Annotated in this window: 23 protein-coding genes and 2 pseudogenes; 15 read left to right on the forward strand and 10 right to left on the reverse strand. The window is 40.6% G+C overall.

From position 1 onward, the window contains the following. Window positions 1–62 precede the first annotated feature (62 nt). Window positions 63–1,478, reverse strand: a complete 1,416-nt coding sequence (locus FTU34_RS13970) for a methylenetetrahydrofolate reductase C-terminal domain-containing protein (RefSeq protein WP_180035976.1) — start codon at window positions 1,476–1,478, stop codon at window positions 63–65. A 284-nt stretch (window positions 1,479–1,762) separates the two neighbouring features. Here FTU34_RS13970 and dusA point away from each other — a divergent pair, with 284 nt between their 5' ends. Then, window positions 1,763–2,794 (forward strand): tRNA dihydrouridine(20/20a) synthase DusA, encoded by a 1,032-nt coding sequence (gene dusA / locus FTU34_RS13975; RefSeq protein WP_180035977.1) that lies wholly within the window; start codon window positions 1,763–1,765, stop codon window positions 2,792–2,794. A gap of 119 nt (window positions 2,795–2,913) precedes the next feature. Here dusA and FTU34_RS13980 read toward each other — a convergent pair whose 3' ends face one another. Both FTU34_RS13980 and coaBC read right to left on the reverse strand, forming a co-directional pair. Next, window positions 2,914–3,435, reverse strand: coding sequence for a hypothetical protein (locus tag FTU34_RS13980; protein ID WP_180035978.1), 522 nt, complete (start codon window positions 3,433–3,435; stop codon window positions 2,914–2,916). Window positions 3,436–3,824: 389 nt separating this feature from the next. Beyond that, window positions 3,825–5,096 (reverse strand): bifunctional phosphopantothenoylcysteine decarboxylase/phosphopantothenate--cysteine ligase CoaBC, encoded by a 1,272-nt coding sequence (gene coaBC, locus FTU34_RS13985; protein ID WP_078191307.1) that lies wholly within the window; start codon window positions 5,094–5,096, stop codon window positions 3,825–3,827. A gap of 112 nt (window positions 5,097–5,208) precedes the next feature. Here coaBC and radC point away from each other — a divergent pair, with 112 nt between their 5' ends. Beyond that, the gene (gene radC, locus FTU34_RS13990; RefSeq protein ID WP_180035979.1) at window positions 5,209–5,910 is read left to right on the forward strand and encodes a DNA repair protein RadC; all 702 of its coding nucleotides are present in this window, start codon (window positions 5,209–5,211) and stop codon (window positions 5,908–5,910) included. A 75-nt stretch (window positions 5,911–5,985) separates the two neighbouring features. Continuing rightward, window positions 5,986–6,897 (forward strand): bestrophin family protein, encoded by a 912-nt coding sequence (locus tag FTU34_RS13995; RefSeq protein ID WP_078191309.1) that lies wholly within the window; start codon window positions 5,986–5,988, stop codon window positions 6,895–6,897. Between the two features lie 82 nt (window positions 6,898–6,979). Here the strand turns inward: FTU34_RS13995 and FTU34_RS14000 are convergent, their stop codons facing one another. Then, window positions 6,980–7,831, reverse strand: a complete 852-nt coding sequence (locus tag FTU34_RS14000; protein WP_180008985.1) for a PHP domain-containing protein — start codon at window positions 7,829–7,831, stop codon at window positions 6,980–6,982. 44 nt (window positions 7,832–7,875) lie between these two features. On the opposite strand from FTU34_RS14000, the gene FTU34_RS14005 reads away from it, so the two are divergent. Genes FTU34_RS14005 through mnmC form a run of 4 tightly spaced genes read left to right on the forward strand, consistent with a single transcriptional unit; the run spans window position 7,876 to window position 11,332 of the window. Continuing rightward, window positions 7,876–8,487, forward strand: a complete 612-nt coding sequence (locus FTU34_RS14005; RefSeq protein WP_078191311.1) for an inner membrane-spanning protein YciB — start codon at window positions 7,876–7,878, stop codon at window positions 8,485–8,487. Window positions 8,488–8,515: 28 nt separating this feature from the next. Continuing rightward, complete coding sequence (locus FTU34_RS14010; protein WP_180035980.1) at window positions 8,516–8,818, forward strand: YciI family protein; 303 nt, start codon at window positions 8,516–8,518, stop codon at window positions 8,816–8,818. Window positions 8,819–8,823: 5 nt separating this feature from the next. Beyond that, window positions 8,824–9,339, forward strand: a complete 516-nt coding sequence (locus FTU34_RS14015) for a hypothetical protein (protein ID WP_078191313.1) — start codon at window positions 8,824–8,826, stop codon at window positions 9,337–9,339. A gap of 37 nt (window positions 9,340–9,376) precedes the next feature. Further along, window positions 9,377–11,332, forward strand: coding sequence for an FAD-dependent 5-carboxymethylaminomethyl-2-thiouridine(34) oxidoreductase MnmC (mnmC, locus tag FTU34_RS14020; protein ID WP_180035981.1), 1,956 nt, complete (start codon window positions 9,377–9,379; stop codon window positions 11,330–11,332). Window positions 11,333–11,366: 34 nt separating this feature from the next. Here mnmC and FTU34_RS14025 read toward each other — a convergent pair whose 3' ends face one another. After that, window positions 11,367–11,681, reverse strand: a complete 315-nt coding sequence (locus FTU34_RS14025) for a rhodanese-like domain-containing protein (protein ID WP_078194202.1) — start codon at window positions 11,679–11,681, stop codon at window positions 11,367–11,369. Between the two features lie 92 nt (window positions 11,682–11,773). Here FTU34_RS14025 and FTU34_RS14030 point away from each other — a divergent pair, with 92 nt between their 5' ends. The 3 genes from FTU34_RS14030 to FTU34_RS14040 all read left to right on the forward strand — a co-directional run bounded on the left by FTU34_RS14030 (window position 11,774) and on the right by FTU34_RS14040 (window position 13,426). Then, window positions 11,774–12,262, forward strand: a complete 489-nt coding sequence (locus FTU34_RS14030) for a YajQ family cyclic di-GMP-binding protein (protein WP_078194203.1) — start codon at window positions 11,774–11,776, stop codon at window positions 12,260–12,262. A gap of 27 nt (window positions 12,263–12,289) precedes the next feature. Beyond that, window positions 12,290–12,793 carry a DUF4442 domain-containing protein gene (locus FTU34_RS14035; protein ID WP_180012065.1) on the forward strand — a complete coding sequence of 168 codons (504 nt, stop codon included), beginning with the start codon at window positions 12,290–12,292 and terminating at the stop codon, window positions 12,791–12,793. Window positions 12,794–12,925: 132 nt separating this feature from the next. Beyond that, a complete protein-coding gene (locus FTU34_RS14040) occupies window positions 12,926–13,426 on the forward strand; it encodes an ester cyclase (RefSeq protein ID WP_180035982.1) in 501 nt (166 codons plus the stop codon). A gap of 67 nt (window positions 13,427–13,493) precedes the next feature. On the opposite strand, the gene FTU34_RS14045 is transcribed toward FTU34_RS14040, so the two are convergent. From FTU34_RS14045 to FTU34_RS14055, 3 genes are read right to left on the reverse strand one after another with little or no spacing between them, the layout of a single operon-like run. Continuing rightward, window positions 13,494–13,913 carry an acyl-CoA thioesterase gene (locus tag FTU34_RS14045; RefSeq protein WP_078191328.1) on the reverse strand — a complete coding sequence of 140 codons (420 nt, stop codon included), beginning with the start codon at window positions 13,911–13,913 and terminating at the stop codon, window positions 13,494–13,496. A gap of 21 nt (window positions 13,914–13,934) precedes the next feature. Beyond that, the gene (trxC, locus tag FTU34_RS14050) at window positions 13,935–14,366 is read right to left on the reverse strand and encodes a thioredoxin TrxC (protein ID WP_078191319.1); all 432 of its coding nucleotides are present in this window, start codon (window positions 14,364–14,366) and stop codon (window positions 13,935–13,937) included. Continuing rightward, complete coding sequence (locus FTU34_RS14055) at window positions 14,367–15,263, reverse strand: alpha/beta hydrolase (protein WP_078191320.1); 897 nt, start codon at window positions 15,261–15,263, stop codon at window positions 14,367–14,369. 124 nt (window positions 15,264–15,387) lie between these two features. On the opposite strand from FTU34_RS14055, the gene FTU34_RS14060 reads away from it, so the two are divergent. The 4 genes and pseudogenes from FTU34_RS14060 (at window position 15,388) to FTU34_RS14075 (ending at window position 19,003) form a co-directional block, all read left to right on the forward strand. Further along, a complete protein-coding gene (locus tag FTU34_RS14060) occupies window positions 15,388–15,723 on the forward strand; it encodes a TIGR01244 family sulfur transferase (RefSeq protein ID WP_180035983.1) in 336 nt (111 codons plus the stop codon). After that, on the forward strand, window positions 15,716–16,138 hold the full coding sequence (locus FTU34_RS14065) for a beta-lactamase hydrolase domain-containing protein (protein WP_180035984.1): 423 nt from the start codon (window positions 15,716–15,718) through the stop codon (window positions 16,136–16,138). The genes FTU34_RS14060 and FTU34_RS14065 overlap by 8 nt, the downstream gene beginning before the upstream one ends. A 245-nt stretch (window positions 16,139–16,383) precedes the next feature. Continuing rightward, a pseudogene (locus FTU34_RS14070) lies at window positions 16,384–17,540 on the forward strand (hypothetical protein). 83 nt (window positions 17,541–17,623) lie between these two features. Further along, complete coding sequence (locus FTU34_RS14075) at window positions 17,624–19,003, forward strand: dihydrolipoyl dehydrogenase (protein WP_180035985.1); 1,380 nt, start codon at window positions 17,624–17,626, stop codon at window positions 19,001–19,003. 12 nt (window positions 19,004–19,015) lie between these two features. On the opposite strand, the gene FTU34_RS14080 is transcribed toward FTU34_RS14075, so the two are convergent. Beyond that, window positions 19,016–19,339, reverse strand: a complete 324-nt coding sequence (locus FTU34_RS14080) for a hypothetical protein (RefSeq protein WP_257226299.1) — start codon at window positions 19,337–19,339, stop codon at window positions 19,016–19,018. 34 nt (window positions 19,340–19,373) lie between these two features. Between FTU34_RS14080 and FTU34_RS14085 the strand changes: the two are divergent. Then, a pseudogene (locus tag FTU34_RS14085) lies at window positions 19,374–19,550 on the forward strand (dihydrolipoyl dehydrogenase); the annotation flags it as partial. A gap of 12 nt (window positions 19,551–19,562) precedes the next feature. On the opposite strand, the gene FTU34_RS14090 reads toward FTU34_RS14085, so the two are convergent. Then, window positions 19,563–19,958: a hypothetical protein gene (locus tag FTU34_RS14090; RefSeq protein ID WP_180008967.1), complete on the reverse strand. Its 396-nt coding sequence runs from the start codon at window positions 19,956–19,958 to the stop codon at window positions 19,563–19,565. Between the last annotated feature and the right edge of the window lie 178 nt (window positions 19,959–20,136).

The raw sequence follows: 20,136 nt of genomic DNA on the forward strand, positions 1-20,136 counted from the left end.
ATGATTAGCGCCTGAAAGATTCACATTTATAAAGTTTCAGACTGAATAATGCTTTAAGTGAATCAATGTTCTGTTGGTGGCGATGTCGGTGGAACGAACCAGTTTTTCCAAGAACTACTGTGCCGAGTTTCAATTGCAACGGTAGGGATGAGCTCTTGCTTCAGCATTTTTTCTTGACCGACGGCTTTCGCCAACCGCGCTTTGACCGAGTGTATACACTCACGGTCTTCAAACTCACAGCGGTCAAGGCTTGAGCCACCACAGGGTCCATTGGCTAATCCTTTGGGACAGGTTTCAGGACAAATATATAAGGTTTCGCCTAAACGACATTGTCCACAACTTTCACAGCCCACGATACCATGTTTACTAATAAATTCTGTTTTCAGCAAGGCCGCATCAGCTTTCGGTTTTTGCCATAATTTGGCCGAAAAAATATAAGATCCCGCCCCTTTGGCCAGTTTTGAACTAAAAAATAACTCATGCATGACATGCATACTTTTATATTTCAAAACCTGTTCAACTGGAGCCTTATGGTTATTTACTCCCGTCGGTTGGAAGTTCACCTCAACACTTGAGCGCCAAAGCATTTTCCATTTTGCTAAACACTGTTCATACGTTAATGTCGCAAATTGCAAAATTGCTTTTTGCAACTTCTCTTGTTCTTCCGCTTTATGACAGGCCGATAAATGAACCCCTGCATAGCCCAAATGCTGACACATTAAAATTTGTAAGGCACAGCGAGCATAAACATTTTGTTCAGCTTGTATGGCGTCAGTTTGCTGTTCTTGTTGCAAAAAATTTAATACATCTGCTGAAAGCACGATGCCTGCGACTTTTTGCTTGGCCATAAAGCGGGCACGGGTAAAGGTCAGCGGCATGACACACGCCAATACAGGTACATGTGGATAGTATTGCTGCATATAGTGTTGGTAACTGCTCAACACATCCATGTCAAAGCCCAACTGTGTAATCACATAGTCTGCGCCAGCTTGAATTTTTTTATCCAGTTTAAAAAACTGCGCATCCTTTTCTGCTTCTGCATATTTAAAAGGATTAAATGCTACCCCTAAATAAAACCCGCCATAGTCTTTGGCTGCCATGACTTGATTGACCGACTCTAAATAACGGCTCCGTAGAGTCGGATCATTTGCCCCATCCTGATGCTGCTTGAGTTTATCGCCACTGAGTAAAAGTAAATTCTCTACCCCGTGCTGCTGAGCATCTTTCAGAAAAGTTTGAAAATCTGAGATATCTCGACCTTTCCCCGAATAATGCAGAATTTTTTCAATGCTTTGAGGGTAGTCTTGCATTGCTTCTAAAGGAGCAATATCCGTGTCACTTTGTACTCGGTCAGCTAATGTCATGCACACAGGAAAGCCTGCAAATGTCGTTGGGACCAGATGCGTTTTTTGCGTCGTTAGATATTCAAACGAGATACAAAACTGGCGTTGCAATAGATATTGGGAAAATAAAGACATAAAGGCAGGCAGTTAAATCTGCTGAGAAACCATACAATAAAGTTTATAAAATTATAGATTAATCACATAAAAATTTAAATTACTTAAGCCACACTTCCGACTTTTTCTAGCCTGACCTTGAATATGTCACGCTAGCAAGACCATGCCCCAAACCACAATTTATGCTAATATTGCGCGCGTCTTGAAATGCGGTTTTTTTCATCGTATTTCAGACAGCTTTTGGTATTTCTTCACCATTTTCCATTTCGTTCTTCCATCTTGTTCTTTTAAGGCGTGTTTTTTTAATGACTGATCTCCAACCCATTGAAAATAAACTTCAACCACGAATCAGTGTTGCGCCAATGATGGATTGGACGACTCGTGACTATCGTTTCTTTGCACGTTTGTTTAACCCTAATGTGATTCTCTACACCGAGATGGTCACCACAGGTGCGATTTTATTTGGTGGTGCGAATCGTCATTTGGACTATAACAACGAAGAACACCCGATTGTGTTACAGCTTGGCGGTTCAAATCCTAAAGATTTAGCAACCTGTACCAAGATGGCACAGGACTGGGGTTATGATGAAGTGAACCTCAATGTCGGCTGTCCGAGTGACCGCGTTCAGAACAATAAAATTGGCGCATGCTTGATGGCAGAGCCTGATTTGGTTGCAGAATGTATTACTGAAATGCGAAATGCTGTTGATATTCCAGTGACCGTGAAACACCGCATCGGGATTGATGACATGCAGTCTTATGAAGAAATGCTGCATTTTGTTGATACGGTTGCAAAGACTGGCTGTGACAATTTTATCGTGCATGCGCGTATTGCCCTGCTGCAAGGTTTGTCACCAAAAGAAAACCGTGATGTACCACCTTTACGTTATGAAGATGTTTATCGTCTGAAACAAGAACGTCCAAATTTATTGATCGAAATTAATGGTGGGGTGAAAACCTTTGCTGAAACACAGCAACATTTACAACATGTTGATGGCGTGATGATTGGCCGTGAGGCTTATCACAACCCATACTTATTGGCTGAGATCGGTCAGCTTTGGGATCTCGAACTACCCAACCGTTTCGATATTATCGAGCAGATGCTGCCATATATTGCTAAACGCATGGAAGAAGGTGCGCCGCTTTCTATCATTACCCGTCATATTTTAGGTTTATTCCAAAATCTACCAGGTGCTCGAAAATGGCGTCAGGCTTTAAGTGGTGGCAATGCCAAAACCTTTGCCGATGTGGAAAATGCCATCCAAAATATTAAAGATGCAATGCAACGTACAGAAGACTATTTACGTGATCATCCTAAAGTCGTTTTAGAAGATTAATTCTGTAAAAGTAAAAGCCCGCTATTTTGCGGGCTTTTTTATTTTCATGCCTCACCAAGTACGTGTTTGGCAACATCGTCACAACTCAGCTAAATCATCTAAGCAATCAGAATCATCACTCAATGACTATTGACCGTAATGTTCCCTTTGGGAAAAGGTTCATCATCATAGCCAGTCCATTGATAATCGGATGGATCTTCTTCCTCACGCAAACCCACGTAACTCTCAGGCGTCGATGTAACAGGTTCAATTTCCTCGGTTGGTTGTTCCAATTCTTCAACCAAATGATTCAACTCTTGATCTAACTGCGCCTGATATTTTGCAATTTCAGCTTCGTCAATGAAGGCAAATTGTTCTTCATCTATTTTCCATGCATAACCTTGCAAATCTTTGTAAATCTCAACCAAAACAGTGTAAGGCTGACCATCGTATTGCAACGTCGCCTGAGCCTTAAAGCTTAATACCTTACGCTCTAATACTTTTATATTTTGAATCCGTAAATGGTACTGCCGATAATCTGGATTCTGATCAAACTCGTGCTGCATCTGCTGCTCAATCTGCCGAGATAATTCATCTGTCGAGACAAAATAACTACAACCAGCCAAACTCAACAGTAAAAAAATGGTGAGCCATCGAAACATATTGCATCCCCCATGATGCATTTATTCTTGATGAAAAAGTCAGACCGATCACAGATTCCGATCCAAACATTCCTCATTGTTTGCTTCATAATAGCTAATAAAACACACAGTACAAGCCAAATTATCAAGATTTCTCAATTTTATATTTAATTTTGATATCAATCACTTAAATTGCATTTTTGATGTTTTAAAACACTGACAGCCTTGGTCTTTTGCTGACATATTTTTGTTGAAAATGACCATTTTGGTAGTGGTTTCCTAGCCTTCAAATTTTCAACATGAAACTGAACCCATCGTAATTTATCCAATATAGAGCCTTAAACAAAACATCATAAAAGCGCCATAAAAAATCCCCGAACATTGCGGGGATTTTGAGGAATCAACTGAAATTATTCATCATCCGTTTCAGGCTCATGATGTAGCGCATCATGTATAGCTTCCACCAATTGCTGTGCAATTTCTTGTTTTGACGCTTTCTCTAAATCACGCTTTTCCATTTGATATTGATCTGCGAAGAACACGGTCATGGCGTTTTCATCAGAAGCAAAACCAATATCTTTACGTGAGACATCATTGCAAGCGATCATATCGAGTTTTTTCGCCACAAGTTTGCCTGCAGCATACTCCTCGACATTGCGTGTCTCGGCAGCAAATCCAACCATAAATGGACGTTTTGACTGCTGCGCAATTGTTGCAACGATATCTGGGTTTTTAATTAATGCCACATTGAGTTCATCACCAGCTTTTTTGATTTTATGCTCTGCAACTTCTGCCACGCGATAATCGGCAACAGCTGCTGTTGCGATAAAAATATCACAGCCTTCATCCAACATTTGCAGACTGGTCTCTAACATTTTAATTGCAGACTGCACATTAATCCGTCGCACACCATTTGGTGTATCTAAACTGACAGGTCCTGCGATCAGCGTTACTTTAGCACCAGCCGCATAACAAGCCGCTGCCAGTGCGAACCCCATTTTACCTGTGCTGTGGTTAGAAATATAACGTACAGGATCTATCGACTCACGTGTAGGACCAGCTGTAATCGCCACATGTTTGCCTGCAAGCATGCCAAATTTTTCAGCAATGGCTCGCTGTGCTTGATGAAAATAGGCCGTCACTTGATCCGCCAAATCTTCTGGCTCAGGCATACGTCCTAAGCCTACATCTCCACAGGCTTGAGAACCGGCATCGGGCATAATCACATGTACGCCATCTTCAACCAGTGTATTTAAATTACGCTGTGTCGCTTTGGCTGCCCACATTTGCTGATTCATCGCAGGGGCAACCCAGACGGGTGCTTTTGTAGCAAGATAAAGTGTCGAAAGAAGATCATCTGCTAAACCCGCCGCAAATTTTGCCAGCGTGTCGCAACTTGCAGGAGCAACCAACACCAAATCAGCCCAACGTGCCAATTCAATATGCCCCATGCCCGCTTCTGCTTCAGGATTGAGTAATTCGGTATGTACAGGGTTGCCTGAAAGCGCCTGAAACGTTAGCGGGGTCACAAAGGCTTGCGCACCTTGAGTCATCACCACGCGCACATCAAATCCGGCATCTTTTAACCGACGGACAAGAATGGCACTTTTATAGGCTGCGATACCACCAGTGACACCTAAAAGAATATTTTTTGTGGGCATTACACTTAAATCAAAGCTCACGAACAGGCTACCTATCTGTTGCAGTGGCGCTCACAATAGCATTAAATATGCACTGACCCAAGAATCTGCTGTGAAAAAGCCGATTGACTGATAATAAAAAAGTCTAAGAATAATGAATAATTCAATTAAAAATTGGCCTGAACAAGAGCGCCCACGTGAGCGCCTGATTCAACAAGGCGCACAAAGTTTATCCGATGCTGAGTTACTGGCTATTTTCCTACGCTCTGGTTCCCAGCAGCATTCTGCTGTCGAGCTCGCACGACTCCTGATCCAACATTTTGGCCAGTTGCAAGCACTGATGGATGCTTCACTTGAGGATTTACGCCAGTTTCATGGCATTGGAAACAGTAAATATGCGCAGCTCATGGCAGTAAAAGAACTCGGCAAACGCTATGTGAGTCAACATTTTCAAAATGAAGCCTTAGAATTGCAACATTCTGAACAATTACAAAATTTTCTTCGCTTTGAATTTTTATCGGAACGTCAAGAAGTCTTTGGCGTGCTTTGTCTAGATGCGCATTTAAGAAAAATAAACTTTAAAAAACTTTTTTATGGCAGCCTCAATACCTGTGAAATTTCCATCAATCAACTGCTGCGTTATGCCATTTCTGAACACGCCAGCAGTATTGTCATTGCACATAATCATCCTTTCGGTCGTGCAGAACCCTCTGCTGCCGATCTGGAATTGACTCGACTTATTCAGCAGGCTTGTCAGCTGGTGGAAATTCGACTGATCGATCATTGTATTATCTCAACAGAAGGGAGTTTTTCCTTTGCTGAACATGGCTTGCTCCAAGCACACTTATCTGCATGAAACAGTTATTGACAAGCGCTTGAGCAAACCCGAAGATCATCATAATTTTTTAAAACTAGAAATTATCATTCGAACATGATCGTCCGTGACCAACCGAGTATTTTTAAACTGCTATTTTCTTGGCGAGGAACGATTTTACCTAAGGTTTTACCACCGCTCGGGATCGTTATGTTGCTGTCTGCCATTGTGGGCGGCTTATCCTATGTCGATATCTTCCATTTTACCGAATTTCCTTTGGTCGGCTTTACCCTAATTGGTGTCGTGCTGTCGATTTTTTTAGGCTTTAAAAATTCAGCTTGCTATGACCGTTGGTGGGAAGCTCGGCGTTTATGGGGCATTTTGATTGCCAATGCACGCCATTTTGACCGTGACTGCCGTTTACTCAGTCAAGGCCGTCGTGAACGTGTGATCCAACATGTGATTGTGTTTGCCAATGTTTTGCGTGACCGACTCCGCCATCAAACCGCCAACCCCACTGAACTAGTTGAAACCAGCGGCATGAGCGCGAATGCCATCACTCAGTTATACCAACAAGCCAATGCACCGCAGTACACATTGAGTTTGATTCAATGGGAGCTGATGCAGGCGCTCAAAGATGGTGAAATTTCAGATATTATTTATACCCAGATGAATCAGCATGTGATGGAACTCAGTACCGTACAAACCGGCTGTGACCGTATTGCCACTACGCCATTACCGTTTGCTTATTCGGTCTTGCTGAATCGAACCGTTTATTTTTTCTGTTTTGTCTTACCCTTTAGCTTGGGGTCTACTTTAGGTCTAGCGACTCCCCTTTTAGTGGGGATTTTGGCCTATACCTTTTTAGGCTTAGATGCGCTGAGTTCAGAGATTGAAGAGCCCTTTGGTACACAAAGTAATGACCTTCCTTTGGACTCGATGGTGCGTACTATTGAAATTGAATTACTGGGGACTTTAGGAAAACCCACCCCACCACCGATTCAAGCCAAAGATCACAATTTACTGTAATTGATCAATGGGTCTAAACCCTCGCTTACATAGCTTTGTCGTACACTTTTTTGGTATATCGAAGATATGTAAGTGAGAGCATTTAAGCAAAGCTCTCCCAGATTCCAACTTGCCCTTCTTTCACTCGAGGGATGTTGCCGAGTTTAATCCATGGCATATTATCACCATGAAAATCACTCCCAACAGAAACTTTTAAGTTAAAGGCAGCAATCATACGATCCACCATTTGACGAGTCGATAATGGCTCAATTGCCGGTGGTAATTCCACTGCATCACCGCCCGCTTCAGCAAAGATTTCAATCAAATAACGAATATTGGTCGCAGATAAATCATAACGCGTTGGATGCGCCAACACTGCAAAGCCACCACTGGCATGAATCACCTCAATGGTTTCAGCAAGACTCGGACCTTCAAATTTTACAAAAGCTTTTTTACCTTCTTTAATATATTTATCAAAAGCTTGTTGTGGACGTGAAACTACCCCCTTTTCCACCAAAGTTTTGGCAATATGCGTACGTGTAACCCGATCTGGTATATGGTCAACCTTGGCAATCACATCGCTATAAATATCTTGACCAATTAACGGTATCAGTAAGTCACAAATCTGCCGAGCACGTTCCGCTCGAATACGCTTTTGATCCATCAATAAGGCTTGTAAGGGCGCAGGATTTTGCATATTTAAAGCGACGATATGCACACCATAACTTTTTTTGGTCGCAGGTCTCGACCACTGGCTAGAAATCTCCACACCAGAGATTAATTGCAGCTTTAATTCATGCGCAACCTGCTCTGCAGCCAACAAACCGTCCATCGTATCGTGATCAGTCAAAGCCAGCGTATGAATTCCAATAGCACTTGCAGCCTGCACCAGAGCCTCTGGTGACAAAGTACCATCAGAAATATTACTGTGTGTATGTAAATCTACGCCTTGCATCTCTATACTATGTCATTTATTTGATCAGATTTAGATACTCTAACATGAAAGCACTTTTAGACTTTGTGCCACTCATTATTTTCTTTTATTTATATAAAACTGTAGATCCAAAAGATACACAGCACCCATTATTACAATTGATTGGTTCTGCTGGGGGTGTCGATAACAATAACATTCTTGTGGCAACATCAGGTCTCATCATTTCCATGCTTGTGGTTTATGGTGCATTGTTTGTCATGCAAAAATTCCGTCTAGATAAACAACAATGGATTGTGTTGTTCATGACCGTGATTTTTGGTGGTATTACCCTGATGTTAAGTGATGATTTTTATATTCGCTTAAAAGCCGTTTTACTGAACTTAGTTTTTGCAGGGGCGTTTTTACTTTCTCCACTGTTTAGTAAAGATAAGAAACCGCTCATCGAACGTTTATTTGGTCCAGTCTTAAATTTAACCGCTGTCGGTTGGAAACGATTGAACTATGCATGGGCTGCAATGTTCGTGGTGATGTCATGTTTACACACCTTTTTCGCTTATTTGTTTGCAGACGGAAAATATTGGGGTGAATTCACTGCTTTTGGTGACATGATCGTGATGTTTTCCTTTATCATTATTCAGTTTATTGTATTACGTAAATACTTTAAGACCTCAGAATAATCCATTCGGTCAAAAATCAGGAAAAGTCATGCCATTATTCGTCGTAAGCTGTACAGATAATGAAGGTACAGTAGAAAAGCGCCTTGCGGTTCGTCCTCAACATCTTGAACGTCTACAAAAACTTGATGATGAAGGTCGTCTGATTGTTGCAGGTGCGATGCCTAAAGATCCGGCAAACCCACAAGCTGGTTTTTATGGCAGTACGATCATTGTCGATTTTGATAGTCGTGAAGACTTAGACCAATGGTTGGCAGATGAACCTTTCCTCAAAGAAGGGATTTATGGCCAAATTGATGTCAAACCATTTAACAAAGCATTTCCTAAAGGATAAGGTTCATGCGCGTCGTTGTTTCTAGTTTACTGGGCTTATCTTTAATTTGTTCAACTGCATGGGCTGAAGAACCGGCTCCTGCACCTGCTGTAGCCCCTGCTGCTCAAGCAACGACTGCAACACCTCCTCCAAATCCTGTGCCGCATACCATTCCTGCCAATAAACCGGGCATCATTAAAGTGGCGGCAACCGTCAATCCTAATGGTCAACCTCAAGATGCAAATCCATTGACCATTGAGCAATTGGCAAAAAATAAAGCGCTACAAGATGCCAAAGTCAAAGCGATGGTCAAAGACCAATCTGTACGCTTACAACAGTTAGAAAAAGCTAACCTTGAAGCCTTGGCGCAAAACCAAGAATTACAACTTAAAAATGATAGCTTGGGCGTACAAGTACAAGTGCTACAAAGTGAACGTAGCGCGCAGATGTTTTTATATGGCGGGACCACACTTGGTGTTGGCGTGATTTTAGGTTTCTTGTTGGCCAGTTACGTCTATACCAAACGTCGTCGTCAATGGTAATTCGTTTTTCTACTTCAATTTAAAGGGTGCTTGAGTTTTGTCAGGTGCAATTCAGACTGCCGATCTCGATTGGCAAATGATCGATGGCATTGATATTCCAGTGTCTAAACAGTTTGGTGATGTGTATTTTTCGAAGGATAACGGCCTACTCGAAACACGTCATGTGTTTTTAAAAGGGAATGACCTCGACACTCGCCTTGCGGCACTGACTGATTTTGAATATTTCAGTGTCGGCGAAACAGGTTTTGGTACAGGCTTAAATATTTTGGCCTTGTGGCAATTATGGCAACAGGTTCGTCCAGATAATCACAGTCATCTGCATGCCATTTCTGTAGAAAAATTCCCTTTATCTAAAGTAGACCTCATTCGTGCATTAAATGCATGGCCTGAATTACAACCTTTGGCACAGCAACTGATTGCGCAATATCCTGAACCTATTGCGGGATGTCATCGACTCAATTTTCCAGAAGAACGTTTTTCAATTGATCTTTGGTTAGGCGATGCACACGACGTTTTTCCCGTCATGGCAAAAACTGCTACGGTCAATGCATGGTTCTTGGACGGTTTTGCACCCGCCTGTAATCCTGACATGTGGGAAGAAAACGTACTCAAAAATATCGTGCGTCTATCAGACATTGGGACGACCTTCTCCTCATTTAGTGTGGCAGGTGTACTGAAACGCGGCTTACGTGAGCATGGTATTACCATTACACGACCTCGTGGCTTTGCTCATAAGCGTGAAATGCTCAAAGCTTTTTGGCTCGCACCTGAAAAGTTAGATGATCAATCCGTAGTTGCTGACATACCCACTTTAGACGAAAAAAAAAATTCTGAAATCACTGTAGGTCATAAGCCCCGTCAAATTGCGATTATTGGCGCTGGCATAGCTGGTTTGAGCTGTGCTTGGGCATTTGCTCAACGCGGGCATCAAGTGCGTATTTACGAGAAATCAGCACCACTCAGCGGTGGATCGGGTAATCCTCTTGCCCTACTCAACCCTAAACTCTGTCCAATTGAACAAAGTGCTGAACATTTGATGACCTTGAGTTGGTTATATGCGCTCAAGCATTATCAAAACTTCAAGGCATTTCGTCCCTTACAGATTCACCAATCTATTTTAAAAAATAAAGCAGAACACCTTGATTTAGCTCAAAGTTATCCTGCAGAGGTATTAGCGGCTGAAGAAGGCACGCTAAATCAATTAGCCTCAACATATCCAACCCTGCTCCTCAAACAAGCAGGCGCAGTCAGTCCACATCAGCTTCGTGACCAAATCTTGGCGCATTCACACATTGAGTTGTTACAAGCAGATATTCAACGCATTGAGCAGCAACACAATGGCGTTGCGCTATTTACACAGGATCAGCAGCTTCCATCTGCCGAGCATGTCATTCTCTGTGCTGCACGTGAGAGCATGCAGCTACAAACAGATTATCCAGAACTGCGTGCCATTCGTGGACAAGTCAGTTGGTTGAACAATCCCGCTCAACAAATGGATATGCGTACCGCCTATAGTTATGGGGGCTATTGTATGCAACTGGATGCCGAACAGATGATTATGGGCGCGTCATTTTATCCCGGCCGTGATGACACCGACGTTCTCACAGAAGATCATGTGCATAACTATGAACTTATCCACAGTGTGTTCCCTGACTTTGCCAAAACCTTAGCACCGATTGAGCAATGGCAAGGACGTGCCGCAATTCGCGCACAGACAAAAGACTTTTTCCCAGTAATTGGTGCAGTCCATGAAGATCAGCAAATTTATAGCTGTAGTGGACTCGGTTCTAAAGGTTTCCTGTATGCCCCGCTCTGTAGTGAAATCATTGCCGCGTTGGTCTTAAAAGAAGCCTGCCCTATTCCAACACAGCTACTCGATAAAATTCATGCAGCACGTTTTATACGACGCGCCAAAGCCAAACAAAAAACTAAGAAGCCTTATTTTCAGGGTCAGATGCCGTCATCTCCACCTCAAAAAAATAACCTGCAATAAAAAAGCGCCTTTCGGCGCTTTTTTTGATTCGATCTCATTTCCCTTGTTCCAAAGGAAGACCGGCATCACGAGCAGCACGCGTGCCGCCCATTAATATTACATATTCACGTGAGCTGTCAAAACCCTCTAGTAACTCTGCTGCACGTGGAGCTTTACTTCCACCACCACATAAAATGTAAATGGGTTGATCCGTTGACACCTGAGTCAGTGCATCTGATGACAATGCGTTGATCGGTCGGTTAACCGCACCTTTCACATGTGCTTCAGCATACGCACTTGCATCGCGAACATCCCAGATAATCGAGTCTTCTGGGAACTCAAATGTTGTAATTTCTTGTTTACGGATCATTGCACACTCCTTTTGATGTAAACAACACTTGGCAAATGAAGAAAACATCCCTAGCATCTCAGATATTCTTTCCCTTTGTAAAGGTCTAATCTATGCCTTCTTTTGATATTGTTTCCGAATTAGAAGTTTTTGAAGTAAATCATGCAGTTCAAAACACGCAAAAAGAAATAGCGACGCGTTTTGACTTCCGTGGCCAAGACGTTTCAATTGAGTTAAATGAGAAAAATAAGGAAATCAAAATCTCAACAGAAAGCGATTTCCAATGTGAGCAAGTGTATACCATGCTCGAAAATCATTTCTTCAAACGTAAAGTAGACATTCAAGCATTGGATCCACAAAAAATGACAGCTTCTGGTAAAAACGTTATTCAAGTGATCAAACTAAAAGATGGTCTTGACTCTGATACTGCAAAAAAAATCAATAAAGCCATTAAAGAAAGCGGCATTAAAGTGCAATCTTCTATTCAAGGCGACAAAATTCGTGTGACTGACAAGAAACGTGACACTTTGCAACAAGTGATGGCGTTCTTAAAAGAGCAACAGTTTGGTGTGCCGCTTCAATTTAACAACTTTAAAGATTAAGGCAGCACAACTGCCATTGAGGTCAATATGGCACGTCCAAATCGTCTAAATAAACTGGTCAAAGCAAGCTCTAAATTACCCAAAGGTATTCAAAGTCGTTTGCTCAGTCGAGCTTTTGGTCGTGTCGTGCCCATGGTTGGAACAGCTAAGATCCAATATCAACATGTCAGCCCTGAGCGTGTTGAGGTGAGCATCGCCAATCATAAGGCGATGCAAAACCACATCGGGCAAGTACATGCCTGTGCCATGGCGCTGATCGCAGAAACAGCCACAGGCTTTGTCACAGCAATGAACGTCCCAGACAGTGCCATTGTCCTGATTAAAAGCTTCAAAGTTGATTTTAAACGTCCAACCCAAGGTGGGATGAAAGCCATCGCAACGCTTACACCCGAACAGCAACGACAAATGCAAAGCACAGAAAAAGGTGAAACCTTAGTACAGGTCTTAGTCACCGATGAATCTGGTGAAGCACCGATTCAATGTGAAATGCTTTGGGCGTGGGTGGCAAAATCCGCTCTGAAAAATAAATAAATGTAAATAAAACTTACTTTTAGGTAAGTATAAGCTTTACCAAATTTCAGCAAAATCAAGACTGTTTTTTACTATTTATACGCCGTAATTCCGCTCAATATGCTTGCACGACACAAATATATTGAGCACTTTATGAAAAAAATCATTCCCCTTTCATTCATCAGCATGGCGGTGTTTTTAACTGCTTGCCAAAGCACAATTCCTGCAACGCCAACGACTTCAAATCAAGCGGCTGATAGCAATATTCAAACCAGCCAAGCAGCGGAAAATAAGAAAATCGTGATTGATTTTTATGAAGGTGTCTTTCTTAAACATCAAGTTAAGACATATGCTGACCGATATATTGGCAATCAATATATTCAACATAATCCGCATGTACCTGATGGCAAAGCGCCTTTTGTCGATTATTTCATCCAGTATTTTAAACAAAATCCTGAAGCAAAAAACCAGATCAAACGTGCCGCTGCCGAAGGTGATTTGGTCTATTTACATGTGCATTCTACGCAAAATAAGCAAGACCGTGGAGAAGCCATTATTGATATCTTCCGTGTTGAAAATGGCAAGATCGTCGAACATTGGGATGTGCAACAGAGCATTCCTGAAACCAGTGCCAATTCAAATACAATGTTCTAATTTCTCAGTCACTATTCATAAAAAAGCCACTCGATTGAGCGGCTTTTTTTTTTGCGTCTAACTTTAATTAAGCTTGATCTGCAGCAAATTTAGCTTTTGCATCCGCAGGAATTTGACGCTTAGCACCTTTCACATCGACAGCGACAAATGTAAATACACCTTCGGTTACGCGAATTGGATCACGTGAACTGTCGTGACTATCCCAAACTTCAATCTGCATTTGGATAGAGGTATTACCCACTTTTAAAATTTTGGTATATACACTGATGACATCCCCGACTTTCACTGGAACGAGGAAGGTCATTTGGTTAATTGAAATCGTTGCACAGCGTCCTTGACTGAAACGCTCTGCGTGAATTGCACCGGCCAAGTCCATTTGTGACACGATCCAACCACCGAAAACATCACCACTCCAGTTGGTGTCTGCAGGCATCGCGATGGTTTGTAGGGAAAGCGTTCCTTCAGGTTTTACATGAGTTTCTGACACTTTAGCTCCTGGCGCTGACATTTATTGAGGTAGATTTAACTGCTGGTTGAGCCATTGTTGTAACTCACCAGCACGCATTGCACCACTTATTCTAGCAATTTCGTTGGTTTTATTCATCAAAACCAGTGTAGGAATACTACGAACATTAAATGCACCGCTCAATCTAGGGTTTGCTTCGGTATCAATTTTGGCAAAAACCACCTTCGGATTTGATTTTGCAACTTGTGCAAAGTGTGGCGCCATCATCTTACATGGTCCACACCATTCAGCCCATAAATCGATCAGCACAGGTAAATCACTATTGCTAATAAAATTTGCAAAGTTCTTTTCATTCAACTCGATGGGAGCCAATGGAATCAATGCTTGGTGACATTGACCACATGCAGGTCCAACTTCGAGTTTTTCTTCAGGTACACGGTTTTTTGCACCACATTCAGGACACACAACGATCATTTAGCTGACTCCAACATGTTGATGTAAAAATTCTAATTGGGTTGCCATGGCTTTTTCAAACCATTGCCCGTGATAAATATCAAAATGTTGCATTTCCCACTCATAATACTGCACATACGGTGCAATATTGGTCGCAGTTTCTCGGCTTGATTCGATGGGAATCAAACTATCTTCTTTGGCTGCAATAAAAAGTACTGGTATGCTAATTTTACGGACATCCAATATTGGGCGATAACGGATTAACTTAAAAAAGGCCCGAGCCGGAATTTCGCCACTCCAATAAAAATCAGGATTTACAATCGATAAATAGCCCGCATAACTGTCTTCAGACTGTAAAAAACACAATCGATGCGGATCAACTACGGGTAAAGTCGTTGGGCTCATCCCAACTTTAGAGCCCATATAGTCCTGACTCGATAATTTTAACGCTTTGGGTAATTGCTGTAAGGGATACAATTTTGCACTTTCAGCGCCATCGACAAATGGAACTTGTACCATCACCGCTTTAATATTTTTAAGCTCTGCCGCCAAACTGAGTACATAGCCACCACTCAGCGATGTTCCCCATAATACAATGCGCCTTGAATCAATCGATTTACGCTGCTGTAAATGATCGATCATGGTCCGCCAATCTTCAAGTTGAGCTTTAAGGTTCACTAATTCTCTCGGACGCCCCGTACTGCCACCCCAATAGCGATAATCAAACAATACGACAGCATAGCCCGCTTGTACAAAGCGCTTGGCATATTGCACTAATTTAAATTGGCGTAACGCAGCCAAACCATGCGCCATGAGAATGACTGCAGGTTTTTCAACAGATTTTGGACGATAAAAGTCAGCAGCTATAACATCTTGTCCGCTTTTGACATACAGTGGTTCGACTGTATAGGCGTGCATACGCGCTCCATTGCGTTATTTTATGGTTGTAATCGCTTATAAAAATTTAAGAACATTCTGCTCAAGTTTGTGCTTAATGCTATCATAAAGCATAAATCTATGAATTAAATTATGGAGTGACTCAATGAGCGAAAATGTTGGTTTTGCAGGTCAAATCGGCCCAGAACATGTAGCGCAAGTGGTTGAAAAAGGCTTTAAATCGATTATCAATAACCGCCCTGACATGGAAGGTGGTCCGGAGCAACCAACCAGTGCTCAAATTGAAGAAGCAGCACGTAGCGCTGGTTTAGACTATGTTCATCAACCTGTTGTTGCAGGTCAAATTTCTGAGCTAGATGTCCGTAACTTTGCTAATCATTTTAATGAATTGCCAAAGCCAATTCTAATGTTCTGCCGTACAGGTAATCGTTCAAATAACCTATATCAACTAGCAAAACAGATGGATCTTTTGGATGACTAAGGCTTTCATTCAAAAAGCTTTATTGATCGCAACATGCATCTTTTCGGCACCCACATTTGCTGATAATAGCAGTCAGCCCTTGAATGCAAATTTAAGTGTCTCTGGGCAAATGACCACAGATAAGTTTTCAAGTTTACTCAAACAACTTAAATTTAAATCTGTAATTGTGAATCGACCAGATAATGAGACAGGCAATGAAGTGACTGTTTTACAGTTAAGAGGGATTGCTGAAAAATCTCATGTGAGTGTTGTGTATCAACCAGTGCAAAGCGGTAAAATTTCTCAAAAAGACGTGAAGGAATTTGCCAAATACTATAATGAGCTTCCTAAACCCATTTTGATGATTTGTCGCAGCGGCTCTCGTTCGACAGCTCTTTTCAATCAAGCTAAGGCTCAAGGTTTGCTCAATGAATAAATTCGTGTTTACCGTTTTATTTACAACGTTGTTGCTAACAGGGTGTAATTCTATGAATGTACGTCCAACCGTTGGTGTAAGTGTCGGGACTGCACTATAAAATGACGAATATAAAGATGGCGCTATTTGCGCCATTTTTTATGTGTGGTATCTTTACGCAATATAACTTTTTCTATACATAAATAACTATTTTGGGGTACTTCATGAAATTCGTTTAAGGGACACTTGTACTTACTTTAGCCACTATACTTACAGCTTGTGGTGGTGGTGATGGATATTTTAATAACGAAGGAACAGATTCTTCTAATCAAAACAATAATAATAACAATGGTGGTACAACAACCCCAACTGAAATTGCAAAAGCACAGTTAGATATTCTAAAACGTGAAGGGCAATATTTATTCGGTAATTATGATCCTAACGATGCATCAACAGCAAAAGGCTATATTGATCATTCAATGGATACATTTGCGCAAGGCCCATTACAATTAAGTTTAGATATTAGGAAAATAAATTTAAACTCATTTAAAATACCTATCACTACAGAGATAAATGTTTCTATTTAAGTAAGACTGACTATAGAGCATGTTATGTTTTTATTGGCGAAGATATTAAAGATATCTTACCGGGTTATGACAACTGGGATTTCGACATTACAGCTAATGATCTAAAAAACATCAAATTACAGCATGATGAAGTGACACCAAACTTAGAAGAATATGAATCAAATACTCGCATTTACGTATTTGAAAATGAAAATGGAGATAAAAATTTCCATGATGTAACTATTACTGGTGCATTTGCTTATCCATTTCAACAGTCTTGGGGAATACAACAAACTCAACAAAAAAGGTTTGTTTTAATAAATGGTAATACAAGCGACTATAAAATTACCACAACAGCAATAGTTACGGATCCGTCAACTGGTGAAGATATTGAACGTGAAGTTACAACAGGTGCAATTAGTATTTACAAAGATCTCTCTTCTCTCGATGGAGATTTATACAATATTCAATCTGGATCAGGATTTAATGTATTAATTAACGATAACCCAAATATTCCTTTTGCAGAACCAATTTCATTCGTATTAAACTCAACACCAGGTACCACAAGTTCAGCAAGTTATCGTGTGAAAGCTTCAGGAGAATAAGAACTAATTTTACCCAGCATCACAACAATTGATGGTACTCGAGTTGAGAATGAAGCCTCTAATTTAAATAGCCAGACATTTACTGGAAGCATTAAATTAACAGGGACAAACATTTTGAAATTTAAGCAAGCTACAAGTGGGAGCCTTAGTTTTGAACATGCTATTAATGGAATTACATTCAAAGGTTCATCTACTAATAATGCAGGAACTGTAAGTACAAGTTTAACATTACCTTCTGGTCTTAAATTTTAAGTGTAAAGAAATGCAATTAAACCCTCTAGACTGAGGGTTTTTTTATATATTTAATTATAATTATTTAAAATGAAATTTAGCAAATGTACGACATCATCATTATCGGTGCAGGAACAGCAGGCATTTCAGCCTATAAAGAAGCAATCAAAAAAACACAGAATATTCTTATCATTAATGATGGTCCTTGGGACACCACCTGTGCACGGGTCGGTTGCATGCCAAGTAAAATACTCATCTCTACTGCCAACCGTATGCACGAAATTGGAAATGCAGATAATTTAGGCCTTGATGTCAAAAGTGAAATTGATACCTCTAGCGTCATGCAACATGTTCAAACTTTACGTGATCGTTTTACACGAGCCACTTTAAAAGATGTTGAAAGTTGGCCAAGCCAACATAAAATTTCAGGAAAAGCTGAATTTATTAATTCAAATACAATTCAAGTAAATAACCAAACATATCAAGCCAAGTCATTTATCCTTGCAGTAGGTACAACGCCTGCTATAGATACTGAACAAAAACAAATATTAGGCGATAAATTAATTACGTCCGATCAAATATTTGAGTTAGAACAACTACCAAAATCTGTCGCAGTTATTGGAAGTGGCGTGATCGCTTTAGAATTGGCTCAGGCTTTAACACGCCTCAATGTAAACACTACTGTTTTTGCACGTAGTCGAAAAATTGGCTCATTGACTAGCCCCATATTACAAAAGCTCGCACAGGAAGAGTTAAGTAAAGAATTAAAGCTAAAGTTTGAAATTTTACCTGAACATTACTCTCTTGAAGGCGATCTAGTTCATTTAACCTATACTGAAGAAAACGTACAAAAGTCGCTACAAGTTGACTATGTTTTAGCTGCAACTGGCAGACGTACATTATTAAATACCTTAGGTTTAGAACGTATAAGTGCAGAATTTAAAGATATTAAAAATTTACCGATAAATCCGCATACAAAGCAACTAGCTGATTATCCAATTTTTATAGTCGGTGATGCACATACCAATACCCCTATCCAACACGAAGCAGCTCATGAAGGTAAATTTACAGTACAAAACTGTTTAAACTTTCCACAAATTAAATCCATCAAGACGCTAACCCCTTTAGGCATCTTATTTTCTACACCACAAATGGCAACTATTGGTCAAAGCTATAAGCAACTACAAGATAAAAACACAGAATTCGTCATTGGTTTCGTTTCTTACGAAAAACAAGGTCGTGCGATTGTTGCTGCTAAAAATAAAGGGGCTGCCGAAGTATATGTGGATACAATTAACCATACACTATTAGGAGCTGAGCTATTCTGTGCAGAAGCTGAACATTTAGCACATTTGCTAGCTTGGATGATTTCAGAAGAACTAAGCATACATGAAATTTTGGATAAACCTTTCTATCATCCAACTTTAGAAGAAGGGTTAAGAACAGCACTGAAACATGCGAGACGACAGCTCAATCAAGCTTAGTCTATAAATGTCTCAGGGAGTATAGTAACCACTCATATTCCCTGCAGAAAACCCTGCGATAAAAGCATATTCGATATAAAATTGAGTCAGATTCAATCCATATAAAACCAAACAAACCACTACAAAGACCACCAATGCTGACATCACACGCGCAGCTTTATGTTCTGCCTGATTATATTTTGATGTTTGAATTACCACATTTTTCAATTTATTTCGATTGATATAAAACTGCTTAAAAATAGGCAATCGAATAATCAAAATATGCATCAGCACAATACCTATAAACCAATGCAAACCTGCAACCCAATAATTAAATAACAAATGCTGTGGATACATGACCACACCGATCAGAATCAGCGATAAGACTAAATTAGGTGCTGAGCTATTCTGTGCAGAAGCTGAACATTTAGCACATTTGCTAGCTTGGATGATTTCAGAAGAACTAAGCATACATGAAATTTTGGATAAACCTTTCTATCATCCAACTTTAGAAGAAGGGTTAAGAACAGCACTGAAACATGCGAGACGACAGCTCAATCAAGCTTAGTCTATAAATGTCTCAGGGAGTATAGTAACCACTCATATTCCCTGCAGAAAACCCTGCGATAAAAGCATATTCGATATAAAATTGAGTCAGATTCAATCCATATAAAACCAAACAAACCACTACAAAGACCACCAATGCTGACATCACACGCGCAGCTTTATGTTCTGCCTGATTATATTTTGATGTTTGAATTACCACATTTTTCAATTTATTTCGATTGATATAAAACTGCTTAAAAATAGGCAATCGAATAATCAAAATATGCATCAGCACAATACCTATAAACCAATGCAAACCTGCAACCCAATAATTAAATAACAAATGCTGTGGATACATGACCACACCGATCAGAATCAGCGATAAGACTAAATTTAACAGTAAGTAGTTCGGATAAAATTTTCTGTACATCAAGAGTTTATAATTATTTTATGAATGATTTCAGACTATATCTTTTCCCGGCATAAAAAAACACCCCCTTCGCTTTGAAGGGGGTGTTTTCGAATAATGAGCTGGCGATGACTTACTCTCACATGGGTAACCCCACACTACCATCAGCGCTAAGAGGTTTCACTTCTGAGTTCGGGAA

The sequence above is a fragment of the Acinetobacter sp. YH12094 genome (genome assembly GCF_013419295.1).
Classification (GTDB): Bacteria; Pseudomonadota; Gammaproteobacteria; order Pseudomonadales; family Moraxellaceae; genus Acinetobacter; species Acinetobacter amyesii.